The following is a 16,316-nucleotide window of genomic DNA, read 5'->3' as shown; positions in this document are numbered from 1 at the left end:
CTGAGATGGATTATTTACCGATTTTTATGCGACTCAAGGGTGAACGCGTCTGTGTGATTGGTGGTGGTACGATTGCCGCCCGCAAATCGGATTTGTTTATTCAAGCGGGGGCCAAAGTGGAAATTATTTCACCCGAATTAAAAGGTGAAATGGCCCGAATGCACCAAGCAGGCCTGGTCAGTTGGCAACCGACGGCATTTGAACCCAGTTTGATTACCGGAGCCAAATTGGTATTGGCTGCCACCGATGATCAAGCTGTTAATGAAGCGGTGCATCAAGCCGCCACGGAGATGGGCATTGCGGTGAATATCGCCGATCAAACCGAGTTGTGTGATTACATTTTACCGAGTATTTTGCAACGCGGTCCGATCACCGTGGCGGTGTCTACCGGCGGACGTTCGCCGACTTTTGCCCGCCATTTGCGGGTGCAGCTAGAGCAAGCCTTACCTACCGGTTTAGGGGAAGTGGCGTTATTGTTACGCCAATTGCGCCAACAATACAATCCGCTGATCGAAGAAGACGAGCGCAAACATTTTTGGCAAAACCTGCTCAACAGTGCCTTTTATCAAACCGCGTTAGAAGGTCGTTGGGATGAGGCCAGACAGATTTGTGCCAAGGCGTTTGCAGGCCATCAAACACCAACCGGGGAGGTTTTTTTAGTCGGTGCAGGGCCAGGTGACCCGGATTTACTGACGATTAAAGCCTTGCGGATTTTGCAAACGGCGGATGTGATTGTGTATGACCGATTGGTATCGGAGGAGATTATCAACCTGACGCGCCGCGAAGCGGAACGGATTTATGTTGGCAAATCCATGTCGAACCATACCCTGCCGCAAGAACAGATTAATCAATTGTTGGTGGATTTGGCGAAGCAGGGCAAAAAGGTAATTCGCTTAAAGGGCGGCGACCCGTATATTTTTGGACGCGGTGCCGAGGAGCAGGCGTTACTTAGAGAGCATGGCGTGGCCTGTACCGTGGTACCAGGCATTTCATCCGCATCGGGTATTGCCGCCTCTACCGGTATTCCATTAACCCATCGCGATTATGCGCAATCGGTCAAGCTGGTGACCGGCCATACACGTCAAGGCATTGTGGACTTGGATTGGGATTGTTTGGTGGATCCCAATCAAACCCTGGTCATTTATATGGGGTTGAGTAATGTCGACATCATTACCCGCCAATTGATAGAGCATGGCATGAACCCAGCCACCCCGATGGCGGTGATTGAAAACGGCACGCGTGCGAATCAACGCGTGTTGGTGACGGATTTAGCGCAAGCGACCGAACAGGTGGCGCAGGCGCAGATTCAAGCACCGGCGTTAATGATGATTGGCAAGGTGGTGCAGTGTGTTGAGCCGAGTGTGTGTATCGATTTAGCGGCGAGTGCTGTCACCGCATCCGAATCTATTGCAGAGGTGCGTTATGGCTGACCATCCGTTTGCCGAATTCTTACGCATCCTCGGTAAAGGACCCAAAACCCGCCGTCCGCTGACGCAAGCCGAGGCGGAGCAGGCCTTGGCGATGATTTTGGCGGGCGAGGTGACGGAGAAACAACTCGGCGCGTTTTTGCTATTAGTGCGGGCTAACGGCGAAACGCCGGATGAATTAATTGGATTTGTGAAGGGCGCAAGACAACATTTTGGCTTGGAGCAGCAGGACTGCTCTAGCGACACGGCCTGCCCAGTAGGCTTGCATTTGGATTGGGCGGCTTATGCCGGTAAATGGCGCTATCCGCCTTATTATTTGTTGAGTTTAAAATTGTTGGCGCAAATGGGGTTCGGTATTTTGTTGCATGGCGACCAAGGGCAGTTTGCCCAGCGTCAATATGCACAAGCGTTTTTGAGCGAGTTAGCCATACCGATTGCAAGTTCGCTTGAACAAGCGCGTGAGATGCTGGGCACCCCTCAATTGGTTTACTTACCCCTCACCCAGTTTGCTGAACCTTTGCGCGAGATTTTGCACTTAAAAGAAGAAATCGGGGTACGCACCGTGTTTAACACCGCGGTGAAGTTGTTAAACCCTTTGAACGCACCGGTGTCGGTACAAGGCATTTTTCACAAGGGCGTGGAGCAGTTGCATTTGCAAACGGCACAAGCCTTGGGTTACAAAACAAACTTAGTCTTTAAAGGCGAGGGCGGTGAAGCAGAAATGCGCCCTGATGCCCTTAGCACGGTGTACGCTTGGCAGGATAGCACACAAACAGAGCAGAAAATGACAGCACTGATTGAACGCCAACAACGCCCAGAACACTGGGATCTAGCCGGTTTAGTGGCTTTATGGCAAGGCAAAAAACAAGATATTTATGGCGAAGCGGCTGTAATGGCGACCGCTGCGGTGGCGTTAATGGGGCTGGCGTCTGAGAATTATGCAACAGCGGTGGCACGCGTAAAGCAGGCCTGGGAGCAACGCGATGTCTAGTCTAGCCCAAACACAAACCCTTAAAGCCAGTCAGCCTAGCATGGCTGTAACTAAAAAAGATGCTCAGCCCTCCGGCTTTGAATCGATAGACTATGATGCCCTGATTGCGCAAATTGATCAGCTAGTGCAACCTAAACTAGCAACCGAAATAATTTCCCTTCATGCCGCCAATAAACGTATCCTCGCACAGGATTACTTTGCCAATTACGCATTACCTGCACACGCGACCAGTGCGATGGATGGTTTTGCGATCAATACGCAATTGGCGAAAGAATTTAACAGCCTTAAAGTGGTGGGGGCTTGCTGGGCGGGTGATCGATTACAACACTTGGCAGAAGGCTGTGCCATGCCGATTGCGACGGGCGCATTAATGCCCTTAGGCGCGAATGCGGTGGTGCCGATTGAGCAGGCAAAATTTGATGCCAATAAAAAACTTTTACTGGCAGATTGGCCGGAAAATTGGAACGTTAAATCAGTCGGTAGTGATTTAAAATTTGGTCAATTATTAGCCCCAAAAGGCCAAGTACTAAACGCGAGAACACTTGGGCTGCTGGCATCAGCCGGTGTGAGTGCAGTTAGGGTTGTAAAATCGCTCAAGGTGTTAATTTTGTCCAATGGTAATGAACTGGTACCGCTTGGCGAAGCATGCCAGCAAGGGCAACAGTATGATGTAAACGCGATTACCTTGGCGGCTTGGCTGCACACTGAATGGGGGATTCAAAGTGACCAGGCCTGTTTGCCGGATAAGCCGACGCAATTGGCCGATTTTTTAAAGGCAGAAGCCCAAGTCTATGATCTGATTATTACCAGTGGTGGGGCGTCAGTAGGTAAGCGAGATTGGATTCGACCTGCGCTAGTCGATTGGACGGCAGCCTATGCGTGGCAGATTAATATGAAACCGGCTAAGCCGTTTAGTTTAGCGCTTAAACAGGTTAATAAAGATCACCAGGCCTGGTTAATTGCCTTGCCGGGCAATCCAGTTGCCGCAATGGCTTCGACGGTCTTAGTCGCTCGCCAGGTAATTCATAACCTGATGAATACACATGTGTCTGCAAGGCGTTTAGCCTTTCAAAAGCAAGCGGCTTATTTTGACTGGACGGTGCCGCACAATAAAATGCAGTGGCTGCTAGTACAAGAAACAACAGTGGGTGTAGTGCCTTTGGCAAAGCAAGGCGCAAGCCATTTAGCGAGTTTTAATCTAGCAGATGGCTGGGTGCAGATTCCACCTCGTCGTACCTTTAAGATAGGCAGTGAGGTAAAGTATCTCTCTTTTCGTGGTTTAGGTTTGCGATGAAAAAACCAGCGCCGCTCGGGGTGGTTATTTTAGCCGGCGGTCGAGGTCAGCGTATGGGTGGACAGGATAAGGGTTGGTTGAACTTAAATGATCAACCGATCATTACTCATTTGCTCAGCCAGTGGCGCCAAAGTTTTGCAGGGCCAATTGTTATTAGTGCAAACCGAAATTTAGCAGATTACCAAGCATTAGGTTGCTTGGTTGTAACAGATGAATCAGTGCCTATGGGTGATTCAACTAGGCCATATCAAGGTCCTTTAGTAGGAATACTGGCAGCTATGCAGACAGAATTGGCTGAAAAGTGGCTCACCTGGCCTGTTGATGCCCCCAGGCTTCCTAACTGGTACTTTAACGAGTTTGCTAACAAATTTAATGACCCTAATAACTGGCTAGTAGAATCTTATCAAAACAGTCACCGTGAGCCCCTGCATATAGGTGTGGATACCTGCTTAAAAAGTCACTTAATAGACTATCTAAAGTCGGGTCAACGCTCCGTAGGAGAATGGTGTGAAGATGTTAAAAGACATTATCCGAGTCACCTTGCTGAAAGTATTCATTTTCAGCAAGGTGTTTTCAATCTTAATACACCTCAAGATTGGTTTAATTATCAACAAGGTGCGAAGTAATATTTTTATGAGTTTAAAAAGCTCGCAGACACATCTACGCATAACACATTTTTTTCGGCTGAAAAAATCCGCGTTAACACCTTTGAAAAGGTAATGTTAAGACTGGCATTAGGAAGACCTATGTAAGCAGTAGATATTTGCACCTGGTCAGGATGTTCCATCGCATTACGAAAATAAGCGCGTCGTGCCCATAATGCACCATCGCTGCGACTTAGGGGCGCATAAGCTTTCACCATACTTGCTAGGTGATCAGGTATTAAGCTTTCTACAATTTGAACACCATCACTATTTAGCAAATAGATTCTTTCAACAGCATGATGTTGCAGCAACTCATGGGTCGCTTGTTTAAAATCAATACCTTGTGCGATGGCTTTTGAGGCCTCAATAAGCATATTTTTTAGAACGAGCTTTTTTTGAGTTTGTCCGCGGTTGCGTTCGGTTTGATCATATAGACTCCGGTTGTGCAACATATGTAACTCATTAAGCAACCATGAGGAATCATAAGCTCCCGTTGGGTTAGGTTTAGCAAAATAATAACCTTGTGCCAAATCGACATCTGCGTCTAGTGCAATTAAAGCATCATCTTGGGTTTCAACACCTTCAATTGTAATGAGTGCCCCTGTTTCGCGCAGTAGATCAACACAGCGCCCTAGCCAGCGTAATCGGGCATGGTCTTTTCTTGCATTGGCAAGCATCGAGCGGTCAAGCTTAACAATGTTTGGTTTGAGCTCCCAGATACGATCAAAATTCGAGTGGCCCGTGCCAAAATCATCAATCGCAATTAAAAAACCATAAGAGCGATAATAATTAACAAATGCTTTGAGTTGCGCAGTGTCCTTGGCCGCATCTTCAAGTATTTCAAGTACAATATTATGTGGCTGGATATTTAGTTTTTGTAGCTGATTAATAACGACCCTAGAACGCATGTTTTTGGGGTTAATTGAGACGCTATTCAAGTTTACAAATAACCATTGATCAAGTGTGTTGAGCTTTTTAAACTCAGTGACATGATTAATTAAGCAGTGACGATCAAATCTGGCGATGCTGTTGGATTTACTTGCTTCCTCAAAGGCCATTAGGGGAGAACAGGCTTCGCCATGGTCGCTTTGCGCCCTGAGTAAGGCTTCAAATCCCACGACCCTGCGATGGGCAAGGCTGACTATGGGTTGGTAATGAGAGTTAATTTTAAACATTTTCTATACAATTAAGTTTTTATTACTCTTAGCGTTTAAAATACCAATAAATACAAAAATGATTAATATCAAATAATTAGGTGTCATTTTGTGTAGTTTTATCTGGTAATCTTAAGTTAATATAGCTTAATTTTGTAATGCTGCACCATTTTGAATGCTTTTGAACCAGTTTTGAATTGCATCTTGATCCATTTGATCGACCCAAACCGCATCAAACAAGGGTTGGGCATGATGGTCTAAAAGCCATTGATTCAGCGATTTGCCGAATGCACAAAATACGTCATATTGACGATTGCCCAGACCTAACAAGCCAAAGTTTAGCTGGGTTAAATCAACTTTTGTTTTGGGCATTTTTTTGGCAAAGGATAAGGCGGCATCAGGGGCACGACCATCGCCAAAGGTGGCGACCACAAATAGCACCCGTTCAAAAAATACTAAATCAGTTGGTTTTAACTCGCCTAAATTTAGTACCTTCTTTTGGGCGGGCGCGAGCTGTTCGGCCGTTTGATGGGCGAGGCGTTTGGCTTTACCCGATTGCGAAGCATAGAGGATGAGCCAATCCGCTTGTTGCAGGCCTGCTAAAGTCGGTGTTAAAACCGGCGTGGTTGACTGAAAAGGGGCTTTTAGCCAATTAAACATTAATCATCATCCAAAATAAGCACACCAGTGTTGACCTTGTGTTTTTCTAAACTGACAAAAGGCTTGAAGCGAAACAGATCCCCGTTTTCACCGGACAAGACCTTGATGCCCATATTGGTCGCTAAGTCGCTATGAGCAGCTAAATGCGCTGGCTCACCGTGTACTGGAATTAATAGCGGCGGTTGTAGCGCTTCGTAAAGCGTAATGATATCGCCTTGGCGTGGATGGCCCGACACATGCAGGTGCAGCTCAGGATGATCTTCGGCATGAATCACGGTCAGTTGTAAACGAATCAATGCCCGCTCCAACTGACGAATTCGGGTGAGATTATCCGGAATGCGTATCGCGCTAAAGATAACCGTGTCGCCTGGGTCTAACTCTAAAAAACGATGTTGCTGTTTGGCTAATCGCCATAAACCCGCATTAGGCTCACCTTGCGATCCCGTGGTCACCAGCAACACCTCATCCTTGGGTAAATAGCCTAAATCTTTGAGCGCAATCGGTTGATAGTCACTCGGCCAATAACCGAGTTGACGGGCGGTAGCGACCATATTTTCTAGCGCGCGTCCAGCCAAGGCTAAATAGCGACCACTGGCTTTGGCCACGCGGGCGAGGGTGATTAAACGTGCGATATTACTACTAAAACAACTGACCACCACACGTCCTGGTTGATTTTGAACCAGTTTTAATAAGTCTGGGTAACAGGCACTTTCTGATGGGGTATGGCCGGGTTTGATGGCATTGGTCGAGTCGGCCACCACCGCTAACAATTGCTCACCGGCTAGATCTTTAAATGCACCTAAATTAAAGGGTTTATCCACCAGCGGTTGGGCATCGATTTTCCAATCGCCAGTATGAAGCACATAGCCCAGCGGGGTACTAATCACCAGGCTGTGCGATTGCGGAATGGAGTGCGTCACCTGCACCCAATTAACTTCAAAGGAACCGATTTGATACTGCTGATGTGGTATTACCGTAATGAGTTCTACCTTATCAAGCAACTCGGCTTCAGCAAATTTGCGCCGAATCAGTGCCATTGCAAAGGGGCTGGCATAGATAGGTTTGCGCAACTTAGGCCACAAATGTACCAAAGCGCCAATGTGGTCTTCATGACCATGGGTAATCACAATGGCGCTGAGTTTGCTCACAAACGGCATCAGCGGGGCAGGGTTGGCTATGACGCGCTGAAACTGCATCGTGGAACCGGGAATGGGCTCAAAACCCAGGCCGCAATCGACCATTAAATACTGGCCGTCATGCGCATAAAGCATCATGTTTTGACCAATTTCACCGACACCGCCTAGCGGTAAACACCAAAAATCGCGTGCATTGGGAATCGGCAGTTGCAACAAAGAGGTGCTATTGTTCATGGGTTATGGGGTACTTTTGTCAGTTTTTGAATCGCATCGAGTAGGTGTTTAAGTTGTAATTTGCAGCAGCCAGTGCCGTCACCGGCCATACAGGCTTCACGAATTTGCGCCATGGAACCGGCGCCTTCGTACATGGCTTGGATGACACGTTTTTTGGCAATGCTGTTGCATACGCAGAGGTTATCGTCCAAGTCACGGGTCAGAATTTCTGGCAGCTGCGCCGTTAATTCGTCAAAGGTAAGTTGGTTGGCCAGCTGGCTAAAGTCGTATTGAATGCTGTCAAAACGGTGTGGTCGCATTAACCTACTCAATTACTCGGGTTTAAATTGACGCTATTATACGAACTCCCTGCCGGCAATGGCGACAAAAACGCGCAATAGTCGTCTTTTATGCTCGATTAAGTTGTTTATAATGAAGCTAATTTTTAAGACATATAAAATGTGAGCGTTTTTTGGATTCATCATCTTTATACTTAAACAGTGCCAGCGGTTTTTCAGTGGCGCCGATGCTAGATTGGACTGACCGACATTGTCGGTATTTTCATCGTTTAATGACTCAGCAGGCCTGGCTCTATTCTGAAATGGTGACGACCGGCGCGATGATTTATGGCAACAACCTACCTCGTTTTATTGGCCGTGATCCAGCGGATAGTCCGGTGGTGTTGCAGCTGGGAGGGTCTAAGCCAGATGAACTGGCGCAGTGCGCTAGGCTGGGCGAAGACTGGGGCTATAATGAAATTAATCTTAATGTCGGTTGCCCGAGTGATCGTGTGCAAAATAATTTAATTGGTGCCTGCTTAATGGCACACCCACAACTCGTTGCCGAGGGCGTTGCCGCGATGAAAGCCGCTGTAGCGATTCCCGTAACGGTAAAATGTCGCATTGGTATTGATGAACAAGAAGACTATCAAACCCTCGCTGATTTTATAGCAGGCCTGGTGCAAGCGGGAGTGGATGGCGTGGTGATTCATGCGCGTAAAGCCTGGCTGCAAGGTTTATCACCCAAGGAAAACCGTGATGTGCCGCCGCTTAATTATGCTTGGGTGCACCAAATTAAAGCCGATTTTGCTGATTTAGCCATTAGCATTAATGGTGGCTTAAAAACCCTTGTTGATGCTAAACAGCATTTATCGACCTATGACGATTTGCCGGCAGTGGATGGGGTAATGATGGGGCGAGCTATTTATGAAAACCCCTATTTATTAGCCGAGGTTGATGGGCTGTTTTATGCTGATCCCATACCTGCCATTAGTCGCGCTGCGGTGTTAGAGGCCATCTATCCCTATATTGAAGCGCATTTGCAAGCGGGTGGGCGTTTAAGCCATATTACTCGTCACATGATGGGCTTGTTTCATGGTTGTCCGGGGGGACGTTTGTGGCGCCGCGCCTTGTCTGAGCAGGCCTGCTTACCAGATGCCGGCATTGAAGTATTACAAAACGCGCACCAACGCGTGCTCATTGAAACCCAGCGGATGGCCGAACAGGAGGCACGTCGTGCAGTATCTTGAGGTACCTTTTGCCCAAAAAGAACAAGCGAAAGCCTTGGGCGCGCGCTGGGATCCATTGAAAAAAAAGTGGTACTTGCCTGATGCCGATCAGCTTGATTTAACACCTTTTCAAGCTTGGTTACCTGCTGATCTGCAAGCTGTTGCACAGGGTGATGCAACTGTTGATGCCGGTGAGCAATCCGCACTGAGTCTTAGTGAGCTGTTGCGTCAAGTGCAGCAACGATTGCTGCAAGCCTTTAGTCAGACGCTTTGGGTCAAAGCAGAAATTGCCAATTTGTCCGAGCGAAGAGGGCATTGGTATCTGGAGTTGAGTGAAAATAATGACCAAGGACAAACGCTAGCCAGTTGTCGCGCGATGATTTGGGCATCGCAAGCTGAATCCTTGTTGGCATCCTTTGAGCAGGTCACCGGTAGTGCCTTAGCGGATGGTCAACAAGTTTTGGTGCAGGTTCAGGTAAATTTTCATGAACGATTTGGTTTTTCACTGGTGATTGTGGGCATTGACCCCAGCTTTACGCTAGGCGCTATCGAAGCCAACTTGATCGCGATTAGACAAGCCTTAATCAAGCAGGGCATTTATCAACAAAACAAGCAATTTGCTTGGCCTGGTGATTTTTTTCGCGTGGCGGTGATTGCGCCGCCAAAAGCGGCAGGTTTGGGGGATTTTCGTGCTGAAGCAGATCATCTAGCCAAGCATCAGCTGTGTGAATTTGTGTATTTTTACAGCGGCTTTCAGGGAGATAATGCCGCTGATGAACTCGCCATTGCTTTTGAAGCCGTTATTGCACGGCATAATGTTCAAGCCTTTGATGCTTTGGTGATTATTCGTGGTGGCGGGGCCAAATTGGATCTAAATCCGCTCAATCACCTCAAGCTCGCCAGTTTGATTGCACAAGCGCCTGTGCCGGTATTAACCGGGATAGGTCATGAGCGTGATAACACCATTTTAGATGAAGTGGCTAATCGCCGCTTCGATACGCCCAGTAAAGTGATTGCAGCGATTAGCCAACAACTGGTGCAGGCCGCTAAACAAGCTAACCAGGCCTGGCAAGTGATTCAACAAACTAGCTTATTACAACTTCAGCAGGCAAAAGCAAATCTAGCGCAATTAAAACAACAACTTCGATTTCAACAAACCCAACAACTCGGTTATTGGCAACAACAATTAAGTCCGTTATATCAGCAAATTCAACATACCAGTTTGCGTCAGATTAACGCGGCACGGATTCAGCTGGATTACCAGATAACCCAAATCCATCAGCAGGCCTGGCGACCGATTCAGCCATTAAAAACACACCTTACTGAGCTTAATCAACAGGTTGCTAAGGGTGCTAAACAGCAAATTAACTTACAGCGCCAGGCGTGCCAGCAATGGATCGGGTTTATTTTAAGTGCGGGGCCACAAACGCAACTTAAGCGAGGCTTTGCGTTGGCAAAAACCAACCAGGGGGCACCGATTTTGTCGGCACAGGCCGCCAAACAAGCCGGTCAATTTAATCTTGAGTTTGCTGATGGTACCGTCAGCGTTATTACTACACACAATAATCAGGAGTCATCATGACCATTAAAGCGAATAGCGAATCGCAGAGTTTTAAAGCTAACTATGCACGTTTACAGGAGATTGCGCAGCAGTTGAGTCAGTCGGATGCAGTAGATATTGATCAATTAGTGCCGATGGTCGATGAGGCGAGTAAGGCTTATCAATTATGTAAATCACGCTTAGATGCCGTTGAGGCCGCTTTGAGTCAGCGAATTGAGCAAGAGGACAAACTGTAATTTAACAAGTACCAATAGAAATATTGAATTTAACATAATATACATTATGCGAACATTGGTTGGTTTTAAAAAAAAAGCGGTTGCTGACATCAATAACCGCTCATAAACTTTTAACTCTTGATGCTTTCTAGTTATCCCATTGAGCCTAACACCACAAAGTATGCAAAGACAGAAATAAACGCCATCAATAATGGAATCCACGCTTTTTCTTCACGACGCGATAAACCTACACCACCGGCGACTACAGCCAGCACAGCACCTAACCATGAAATGGGCGGCATAACAAATGCAAAAACTATCGCAATAACACCGGCAATCATCCCTAAGGTGGTTGCGTTACCTGGTTTGTAAGATTGGGTACTGCGCATGTCATCTTGTAGGTTACGACTGGTTTCTAAACGTGAAACGATGGCACTTACTTCAGCATCTGATAGCTCACCTTCAGCCAATAATTCGGCATCTGACATACCGAAACTTAGTTTACGCTGTTTAATCAGTGTTTTAACAACATCATCCCAATTCGCATTATCAGGCAAATTGTTGATCATCTCTGCAGCTTGTTGTTTAGTCGTTGCAGTCATTGCGTTCTCCTCGTTGTTTACTTTCTACACATTATAATCAAAATTAGCAGGTTTGCATTAAAATGCCTTAAGATTAACTAATCGTAATGGGATCTTGCTAAAATAATCAAAATCCAAAAAATAATTGATTAAGTAAGTCGCTCGTTCCTTTAGGAGACAGAATACATGGCCATGATGCCAGGTTTACAAATAAACATTGGCCAACAACTTAAGTTAACGCCACAGTTACAGCAGTCTATTAAGATTTTGCAGTACTCTGCTTTAGAGGTTCAACAAACAATCGCAACAACGCTTGAAAGCAATTTTATGCTTGAAGTGGCTGAAGAAGAGCCCATTGAATTCACTGAACATGATCCACTTGAGGCTGAGCCCCCCACCTCGGAACAAAACGACCCTGCTGACTTAGATTTACAAGCGGATACCTCCAATGATGCGGAAGCATTTAGCACTGATTATGCGTGGGAGGACATCTATGCAGATAGGCAGTTAGCGCATGAATCTACTGGTCATGCATCACGAGATTCAGACGAATTTAACGCACCTGAAACCTACACCGCAGCGCATACCAGCCTTCACCATCACCTAACCTGGCAGGCTGATATTTATAAATGGGCAACCGAGTCTGACGCCTATATCGCCTCCTATATCATTGATGAAATTGATGAAGATGGCTATTTACGCACGCCCCTTTGTGAAATGCTGCTAAACCTGCAGCGCCAAATTGAAAATACTAGCCTGTCCATACTGGATTTAGAAGATGTATTAAAGGTGATTCAACAATTTGAACCCACTGGCGTGGGCGCGCGCGATTTGCCAGAGTGTTTATTGTTACAACTTAAAGCACAAAAGCAGACCCCTTTTCACGTCACCGCAGTTCAACTTATTCAGCGTCATTTTGACTGGTTGACTTACCACGATTTTAAACGAATTAAAAAAAGTTACGGTTTGCATGACGATCAGTTAGAGCCGTTACTCAAATTAATTCAATCGTTAAATCCTAAGCCAGGTCGACAATTTGCTAATACAGAACTGGATTTAATTGTGCCGGATTTAATGTTAAAACGCCGAGCGCATGGCTGGCTAGTTGAACTCAATAGCCAAGCTTTTCCAAATTTACAAGTTAATCAAGCCTACATAGACTTAAGTAGCAGTATTAAAGACCAGAACACCATCAAACAAATCAAAGAGCAACTGAACGAAGCGCGTAATTTGATTAAAAGTGTGCATCATCGAGGTGAAACGCTGTTACGTGTAGGCCATTTTATTGTAGAGCGACAGAAACGATTTTTCGACGAGGGTGAGCAGGCTATGCAACCTCTAGTATTACGTGAGGTCGCAGAAGCACTTGATTTGCACGAGTCCACTATTTCACGCGCAACCAACCAGAAATATATTCAAACCCCTCGGGGTGTGTTTGAGTTAAAGTATTTCTTTTCGAGTGGTGTCAGCCAATTTGGGAATGAAGATCAGTCCTCGGTTGCCATCAAAGCGCATCTTAAAGAACTGATTGCGCAAGAAGATCCCAAAAAACCCATTAGCGATAATAAACTGATGGCGCTACTGAGTGAAAAAGACATTAATGTTGCGCGACGAACGATTGCAAAATATCGTGAAGCGATGGGGATCCCCTCTTCCAGCGAACGAAAAAAACGCGTAGGATTACGCTAAAATGAATCTAAACACCAACCTTCTGAGGATCGCACTATGTTAAGCCGTCAGCCAATTGAACAAATACAACAACAAGCTCAGCAACAATGGCAACAGCATGCAGAATTTAAAGAGTATATGTCTGCAGTGAATCCGCCGATGCCCAAAATTGATGTCAACTTCTTTGATCATACGTTACATGAGCAAGGTGCAACCCGCGTTATCCCCTTTGATTTAAGTGCGCAACTTGAGACGGCTTATCCGGCCAGCACGCCTAACCTTATGGCCAACTTTATTCGCATCTTAGAAGGAACATCACTGCGTACGGATGCACAAGCTACCTCACAAATGTTTTATGTGATTAGCGGTTCGGGGCGTACTCAAATGCAACATGGCACCATTGAATGGCAAGAAGGCGACTTATTTACCCTGCCCGCCGTTCCTGATGCCCTTCATAGTGCCAGTACCGATAGTGCGCTCTATTGGGTGCATGATCAACCTTTATTAGATTATCTGGGTGTTATGCCGAAGCAACAACGCTTTGAGCCTGTTCTCTATACAAAAGATGTGCTGAATGCCGAATTAGCAAAAGTGCGCGCAGAAGGTACCGGGCGCAACCGCACTGGCGTGTTATTATCCAACCCACATTTCCCATTAACGATGACGTTAACCCATACTTTGTGGTCACTGTATAATGCCTTGCCTGCTGGGATTGTGCAAAAACCGCATCGTCACAATTCTATTGCGGTTGATTATGTGGTTTCGGCCGGACCCGACACCTATACCATGATTGGTAAATCTTTAGACGAAAACGGTGCCATTGTTGACCCAATCAAAGCACCTTGGGTAGCTGGATCGGTCTTTATCACGCCACCAGGTTGGTGGCACTCACACCATAATCTTTCGGATGTAGATGCGGTTGTATTGCCTATTCAAGATGCAGGACTCATCATGAATATGCAAATACTCGATTTTCAATATATAAAATAACACCGGCGTTGAATAATCCAATACCTGAGCAAGGTTGGGTGTTACTTGTTGAAGATGACCCCAACCAAGCAGAAGCAATTTCTGAGGCTTTACACCAAGCCCAATTTCGAGTGTTGTGTGCCAACAATGCTCAGCAGGCCTTAGCGCATTTTGACGCACATCACATCGTTATTTTAATCAGCGATATTATTTTGGGCCATGAATTTGATGGTGGTTTTATGCTTGCTAAAACAATTCGCCAGCAATGCCCATCGCTACCTATTATTTTTTTATCAGAGCGTCGTGATGCAGATGATATTTGGCAAGGACACCAACTAGGGGCACTAGACTATCTTCCTAAACCCTTGTTTATTCCGTTGTTGGTTCAGAAACTCCATAACTTGCTACAAGTTACTCAGGGTCGATTAATGGCTAAAACACTGGAACCTGAATCATCTGTCGTAGATGTTAGACTCACCATAGTGACTAATGAAGCCAAAGTAAGTTGGCAAAACCAGTCTATTCAACTAACATTAACCGAATTTGAAATGCTGACAGCCTTTGCTAATCAACCAGCTGAAACGGTCGTCACTTATGATGCGCTGCGTCATGCAACCCAAGGCGTTGTTGAACGCAATACTATCAATACGCATATTTGTCGGATTAGGCAAGCCTTTCGAAAGGTAGATACACAATTTGATGCCATTCAAAATGTCTATGGTAGAGGCTATAAATGGCGCCGATAAAGGCCTCACTAAAACAGCAATTCGCATGGGTTGTGCTACTATTGGCCTTGTTACCTGCCCTTGTTTTTAAACTCAGTTTTGATATTCAAAATCAACAACTTAGCAATCAAATTTCAGATGATTTAAAGCAAGTTAACACCTTAGCTCGTCTATTAGCAGCCAGTAAACTGGAAGCACAAGATAAAACATCACAGCAAATTAACGAGTATTGGTCTCACCAGCTTGACCAATTACATCAGACGTTGGGATTAGATATTGATCATCAGGCTATCTGGTTGGTTAATCAGCAAGGTCAAGTCTTTTCAGTTCACGGCTGGTTAAATCCGCAGCCTTCAAAGGGTATCGATGCATTTTGGCAAAGATTTTTGCTGCATTGGCAACCCATTTATCAACAGGCTGATAAGATTAATACAGATTCAGTTGATCAATTTATTCGTCAAAGTCTACAAGGTGAAACATTGCAAGTCATTCGTCAAGAAGGTTTATTTCCAGCCAGCTTAATGAGTAGTGCGCCTTTTGTTTTTAGTGATCCTAGCGATGGTCAGCAACATCAAGGCAGTGTGGTTTTTGAACAAACCTTGACAACACTCGTTGACCGATCGATTAGTGGCCTGTCCCCTTTTCTATTTGGCTTAATGCTCCTGTTAATAATATGGGGGCTGGCTGTTTTAGTGATGGCGGCGCATGTGTCTTGGCGTATTAAACAGGTTCATGCAAGTTTAAACGACGGTGTTATGCATTTGCGGGCTTATAACCAGGCCTGCTATCATTCACCACAGCTGCCCATTAAAGATGAAGTGAATGAGCTCAGTGAGGGCATTGCGGCATTATTTAATCAGTTAGCCGATTACCAGCGTTATCTAAACACATTACCGAGTACACTCAATCATGAACTTCACAATCCACTTAATCGTTTAAACCTTGCATTAGCTCGGTTAAATATTGATGAACAGCAAAAACGACCATTATTAAGTGCCGTTAGTCAAATTACCACGCTGACACAACGCTTAACTGAAGCACAAAATCTTAAACAAAGTATTGCAGATACGCAGCTTCAGCCCCTCAATATTTCAGCTCGTATCAATGATTATTTTTATCAGGTAGTTGACTATCTAGGTCAACAGCATATCGACTTTAAACCTTTAGACTCAGCCGAAGTCAACATCATGGCGGATGGGTATTTACTCGAACAGCTCTTTGATAAGTTGATTGATAATGCTGTCTCATTCCATAATGGTCAGCGCCCTATTCAAATCAATTGTCAGTTACAAAAAAATGATATGCAAGGCACCTATTTAGCGATCAGTATTTGTAACACAGGTCCTAAATGGCCATTGGGTGTTGACCCAAGAAACGAGTTTTTTAGTCAACGATTAGACAAATCTGAGCATTCATTAACACAAGATGAACCGCATTTAGGTTTGGGGCTTTATTTAGCTGATTTAATTGCCAAACGACATAAAGGCCATTTGGTTTTAGATAACTACTCGAAGTCTGAGTTGTCAGGCGTATGCGTTACTGTGATCTTACCTTGTTTGAACAAACGCTAA

General features: G+C 45.6%; 16 protein-coding genes. 11 read left to right on the top strand and 5 right to left on the bottom strand.

The window, feature by feature from the left end; all coding sequences use genetic code 11:
* Window positions 1-5 precede the first annotated feature (5 nt).
* Genes cysG through BM293_RS01335 form a run of 4 tightly spaced genes read left to right on the top strand, consistent with a single transcriptional unit; the run spans window position 6 to window position 4,338 of the window.
* Complete coding sequence (gene cysG, locus BM293_RS01350; RefSeq protein ID WP_093446277.1) at window positions 6-1,430, top strand: siroheme synthase CysG; 1,425 nt, start codon at window positions 6-8, stop codon at window positions 1,428-1,430.
* Entirely contained in the window at window positions 1,423-2,418 is a 996-nt protein-coding gene (locus tag BM293_RS01345; protein WP_093446275.1) for a glycosyl transferase family protein, read from the top strand. Before cysG ends, BM293_RS01345 begins: the two co-directional genes overlap by 8 nt.
* Window positions 2,411-3,712 carry a molybdopterin molybdotransferase MoeA gene (locus BM293_RS01340; RefSeq protein ID WP_093446274.1) on the top strand — a complete coding sequence of 434 codons (1,302 nt, stop codon included), beginning with the start codon at window positions 2,411-2,413 and terminating at the stop codon, window positions 3,710-3,712. The genes BM293_RS01345 and BM293_RS01340 overlap by 8 nt, the downstream gene beginning before the upstream one ends.
* Window positions 3,709-4,338: a molybdenum cofactor guanylyltransferase gene (locus BM293_RS01335; protein WP_006460305.1), complete on the top strand. Its 630-nt coding sequence runs from the start codon at window positions 3,709-3,711 to the stop codon at window positions 4,336-4,338. The genes BM293_RS01340 and BM293_RS01335 overlap by 4 nt, the downstream gene beginning before the upstream one ends.
* 5 nt (window positions 4,339-4,343) lie before the next feature.
* On the opposite strand, the gene BM293_RS01330 is transcribed toward BM293_RS01335, so the two are convergent.
* From BM293_RS01330 to BM293_RS01315, 4 genes are all read right to left on the bottom strand, one after another.
* Entirely contained in the window at window positions 4,344-5,531 is a 1,188-nt protein-coding gene (locus tag BM293_RS01330; RefSeq protein ID WP_093446272.1) for a sensor domain-containing phosphodiesterase, read from the bottom strand.
* 126 nt (window positions 5,532-5,657) lie between these two features.
* Complete coding sequence (locus BM293_RS01325) at window positions 5,658-6,170, bottom strand: flavodoxin domain-containing protein (RefSeq protein WP_093446271.1); 513 nt, start codon at window positions 6,168-6,170, stop codon at window positions 5,658-5,660.
* Window positions 6,170-7,540 carry a ribonuclease J gene (locus BM293_RS01320; RefSeq protein ID WP_093446269.1) on the bottom strand — a complete coding sequence of 457 codons (1,371 nt, stop codon included), beginning with the start codon at window positions 7,538-7,540 and terminating at the stop codon, window positions 6,170-6,172. Before BM293_RS01320 ends, BM293_RS01325 begins: the two co-directional genes overlap by 1 nt.
* Complete coding sequence (locus BM293_RS01315; protein ID WP_093446268.1) at window positions 7,537-7,839, bottom strand: (2Fe-2S)-binding protein; 303 nt, start codon at window positions 7,837-7,839, stop codon at window positions 7,537-7,539. Before BM293_RS01315 ends, BM293_RS01320 begins: the two co-directional genes overlap by 4 nt.
* Before the next feature lie 152 nt (window positions 7,840-7,991).
* Between BM293_RS01315 and dusA the strand changes: the two genes are divergently transcribed.
* Genes dusA through xseB form a run of 3 tightly spaced genes read left to right on the top strand, consistent with a single transcriptional unit; the run spans window position 7,992 to window position 10,823 of the window.
* Window positions 7,992-9,047, top strand: coding sequence for a tRNA dihydrouridine(20/20a) synthase DusA (dusA, locus tag BM293_RS01310; RefSeq protein WP_093446266.1), 1,056 nt, complete (start codon window positions 7,992-7,994; stop codon window positions 9,045-9,047).
* A complete protein-coding gene (gene xseA / locus BM293_RS01305; RefSeq protein WP_093446265.1) occupies window positions 9,034-10,608 on the top strand; it encodes an exodeoxyribonuclease VII large subunit in 1,575 nt (524 codons plus the stop codon). The genes dusA and xseA overlap by 14 nt, the downstream gene beginning before the upstream one ends.
* On the top strand, window positions 10,605-10,823 hold the full coding sequence (xseB, locus tag BM293_RS01300) for an exodeoxyribonuclease VII small subunit (RefSeq protein WP_093446263.1): 219 nt from the start codon (window positions 10,605-10,607) through the stop codon (window positions 10,821-10,823). The genes xseA and xseB overlap by 4 nt, the downstream gene beginning before the upstream one ends.
* A gap of 131 nt (window positions 10,824-10,954) precedes the next feature.
* Here xseB and BM293_RS01295 read toward each other — a convergent pair whose 3' ends face one another.
* Window positions 10,955-11,404 (bottom strand): hypothetical protein, encoded by a 450-nt coding sequence (locus BM293_RS01295; RefSeq protein WP_093446261.1) that lies wholly within the window; start codon window positions 11,402-11,404, stop codon window positions 10,955-10,957.
* 165 nt (window positions 11,405-11,569) lie between these two features.
* On the opposite strand from BM293_RS01295, the gene BM293_RS01290 reads away from it, so the two are divergent.
* The 4 genes from BM293_RS01290 to BM293_RS01275 are packed head-to-tail and all read left to right on the top strand — an operon-like array spanning window position 11,570 to window position 16,316.
* Entirely contained in the window at window positions 11,570-13,072 is a 1,503-nt protein-coding gene (locus BM293_RS01290) for an RNA polymerase factor sigma-54 (RefSeq protein ID WP_093446260.1), read from the top strand.
* Between the two features lie 36 nt (window positions 13,073-13,108).
* The gene (locus BM293_RS01285) at window positions 13,109-14,041 is read left to right on the top strand and encodes a cupin domain-containing protein (protein ID WP_093446258.1); all 933 of its coding nucleotides are present in this window, start codon (window positions 13,109-13,111) and stop codon (window positions 14,039-14,041) included.
* Window positions 14,042-14,049: 8 nt separating this feature from the next.
* Window positions 14,050-14,766, top strand: a complete 717-nt coding sequence (locus tag BM293_RS01280; protein WP_234968852.1) for a response regulator transcription factor — start codon at window positions 14,050-14,052, stop codon at window positions 14,764-14,766.
* Window positions 14,754-16,316, top strand: coding sequence for a sensor histidine kinase (locus BM293_RS01275; RefSeq protein ID WP_093446255.1), 1,563 nt, complete (start codon window positions 14,754-14,756; stop codon window positions 16,314-16,316). Before BM293_RS01280 ends, BM293_RS01275 begins: the two co-directional genes overlap by 13 nt.

It is taken from the genome of Thiomicrospira sp. ALE5, assembly GCF_900112445.1.
Taxonomy (GTDB): Bacteria; Pseudomonadota; Gammaproteobacteria; order Thiomicrospirales; family Thiomicrospiraceae; genus Thiomicrospira.
Note: the sequence above shows the minus strand (reverse complement) of the source record. Positions and strands in the feature narration are given on the sequence as shown.

Coding starts and splice junctions, on each gene's coding strand:
- BM293_RS01345 (WP_093446275.1), top strand. CDS start 1,423: ATGGCTGACCATCCGTTTGCCGAATTCTTACGCATCCTCGGTAAAGGA.
- BM293_RS01275 (WP_093446255.1), top strand. CDS start 14,754: ATGGCGCCGATAAAGGCCTCACTAAAACAGCAATTCGCATGGGTTGTG.
- BM293_RS01315 (WP_093446268.1), bottom strand. CDS start 7,839: ATGCGACCACACCGTTTTGACAGCATTCAATACGACTTTAGCCAGCTG.
- BM293_RS01285 (WP_093446258.1), top strand. CDS start 13,109: ATGTTAAGCCGTCAGCCAATTGAACAAATACAACAACAAGCTCAGCAA.
- BM293_RS01320 (WP_093446269.1), bottom strand. CDS start 7,540: ATGAACAATAGCACCTCTTTGTTGCAACTGCCGATTCCCAATGCACGC.
- xseB (WP_093446263.1), top strand. CDS start 10,605: ATGACCATTAAAGCGAATAGCGAATCGCAGAGTTTTAAAGCTAACTAT.
- BM293_RS01335 (WP_006460305.1), top strand. CDS start 3,709: ATGAAAAAACCAGCGCCGCTCGGGGTGGTTATTTTAGCCGGCGGTCGA.
- cysG (WP_093446277.1), top strand. CDS start 6: ATGGATTATTTACCGATTTTTATGCGACTCAAGGGTGAACGCGTCTGT.
- BM293_RS01330 (WP_093446272.1), bottom strand. CDS start 5,531: ATGTTTAAAATTAACTCTCATTACCAACCCATAGTCAGCCTTGCCCAT.
- BM293_RS01295 (WP_093446261.1), bottom strand. CDS start 11,404: ATGACTGCAACGACTAAACAACAAGCTGCAGAGATGATCAACAATTTG.
- BM293_RS01325 (WP_093446271.1), bottom strand. CDS start 6,170: ATGTTTAATTGGCTAAAAGCCCCTTTTCAGTCAACCACGCCGGTTTTA.
- BM293_RS01340 (WP_093446274.1), top strand. CDS start 2,411: ATGTCTAGTCTAGCCCAAACACAAACCCTTAAAGCCAGTCAGCCTAGC.
- BM293_RS01290 (WP_093446260.1), top strand. CDS start 11,570: ATGGCCATGATGCCAGGTTTACAAATAAACATTGGCCAACAACTTAAG.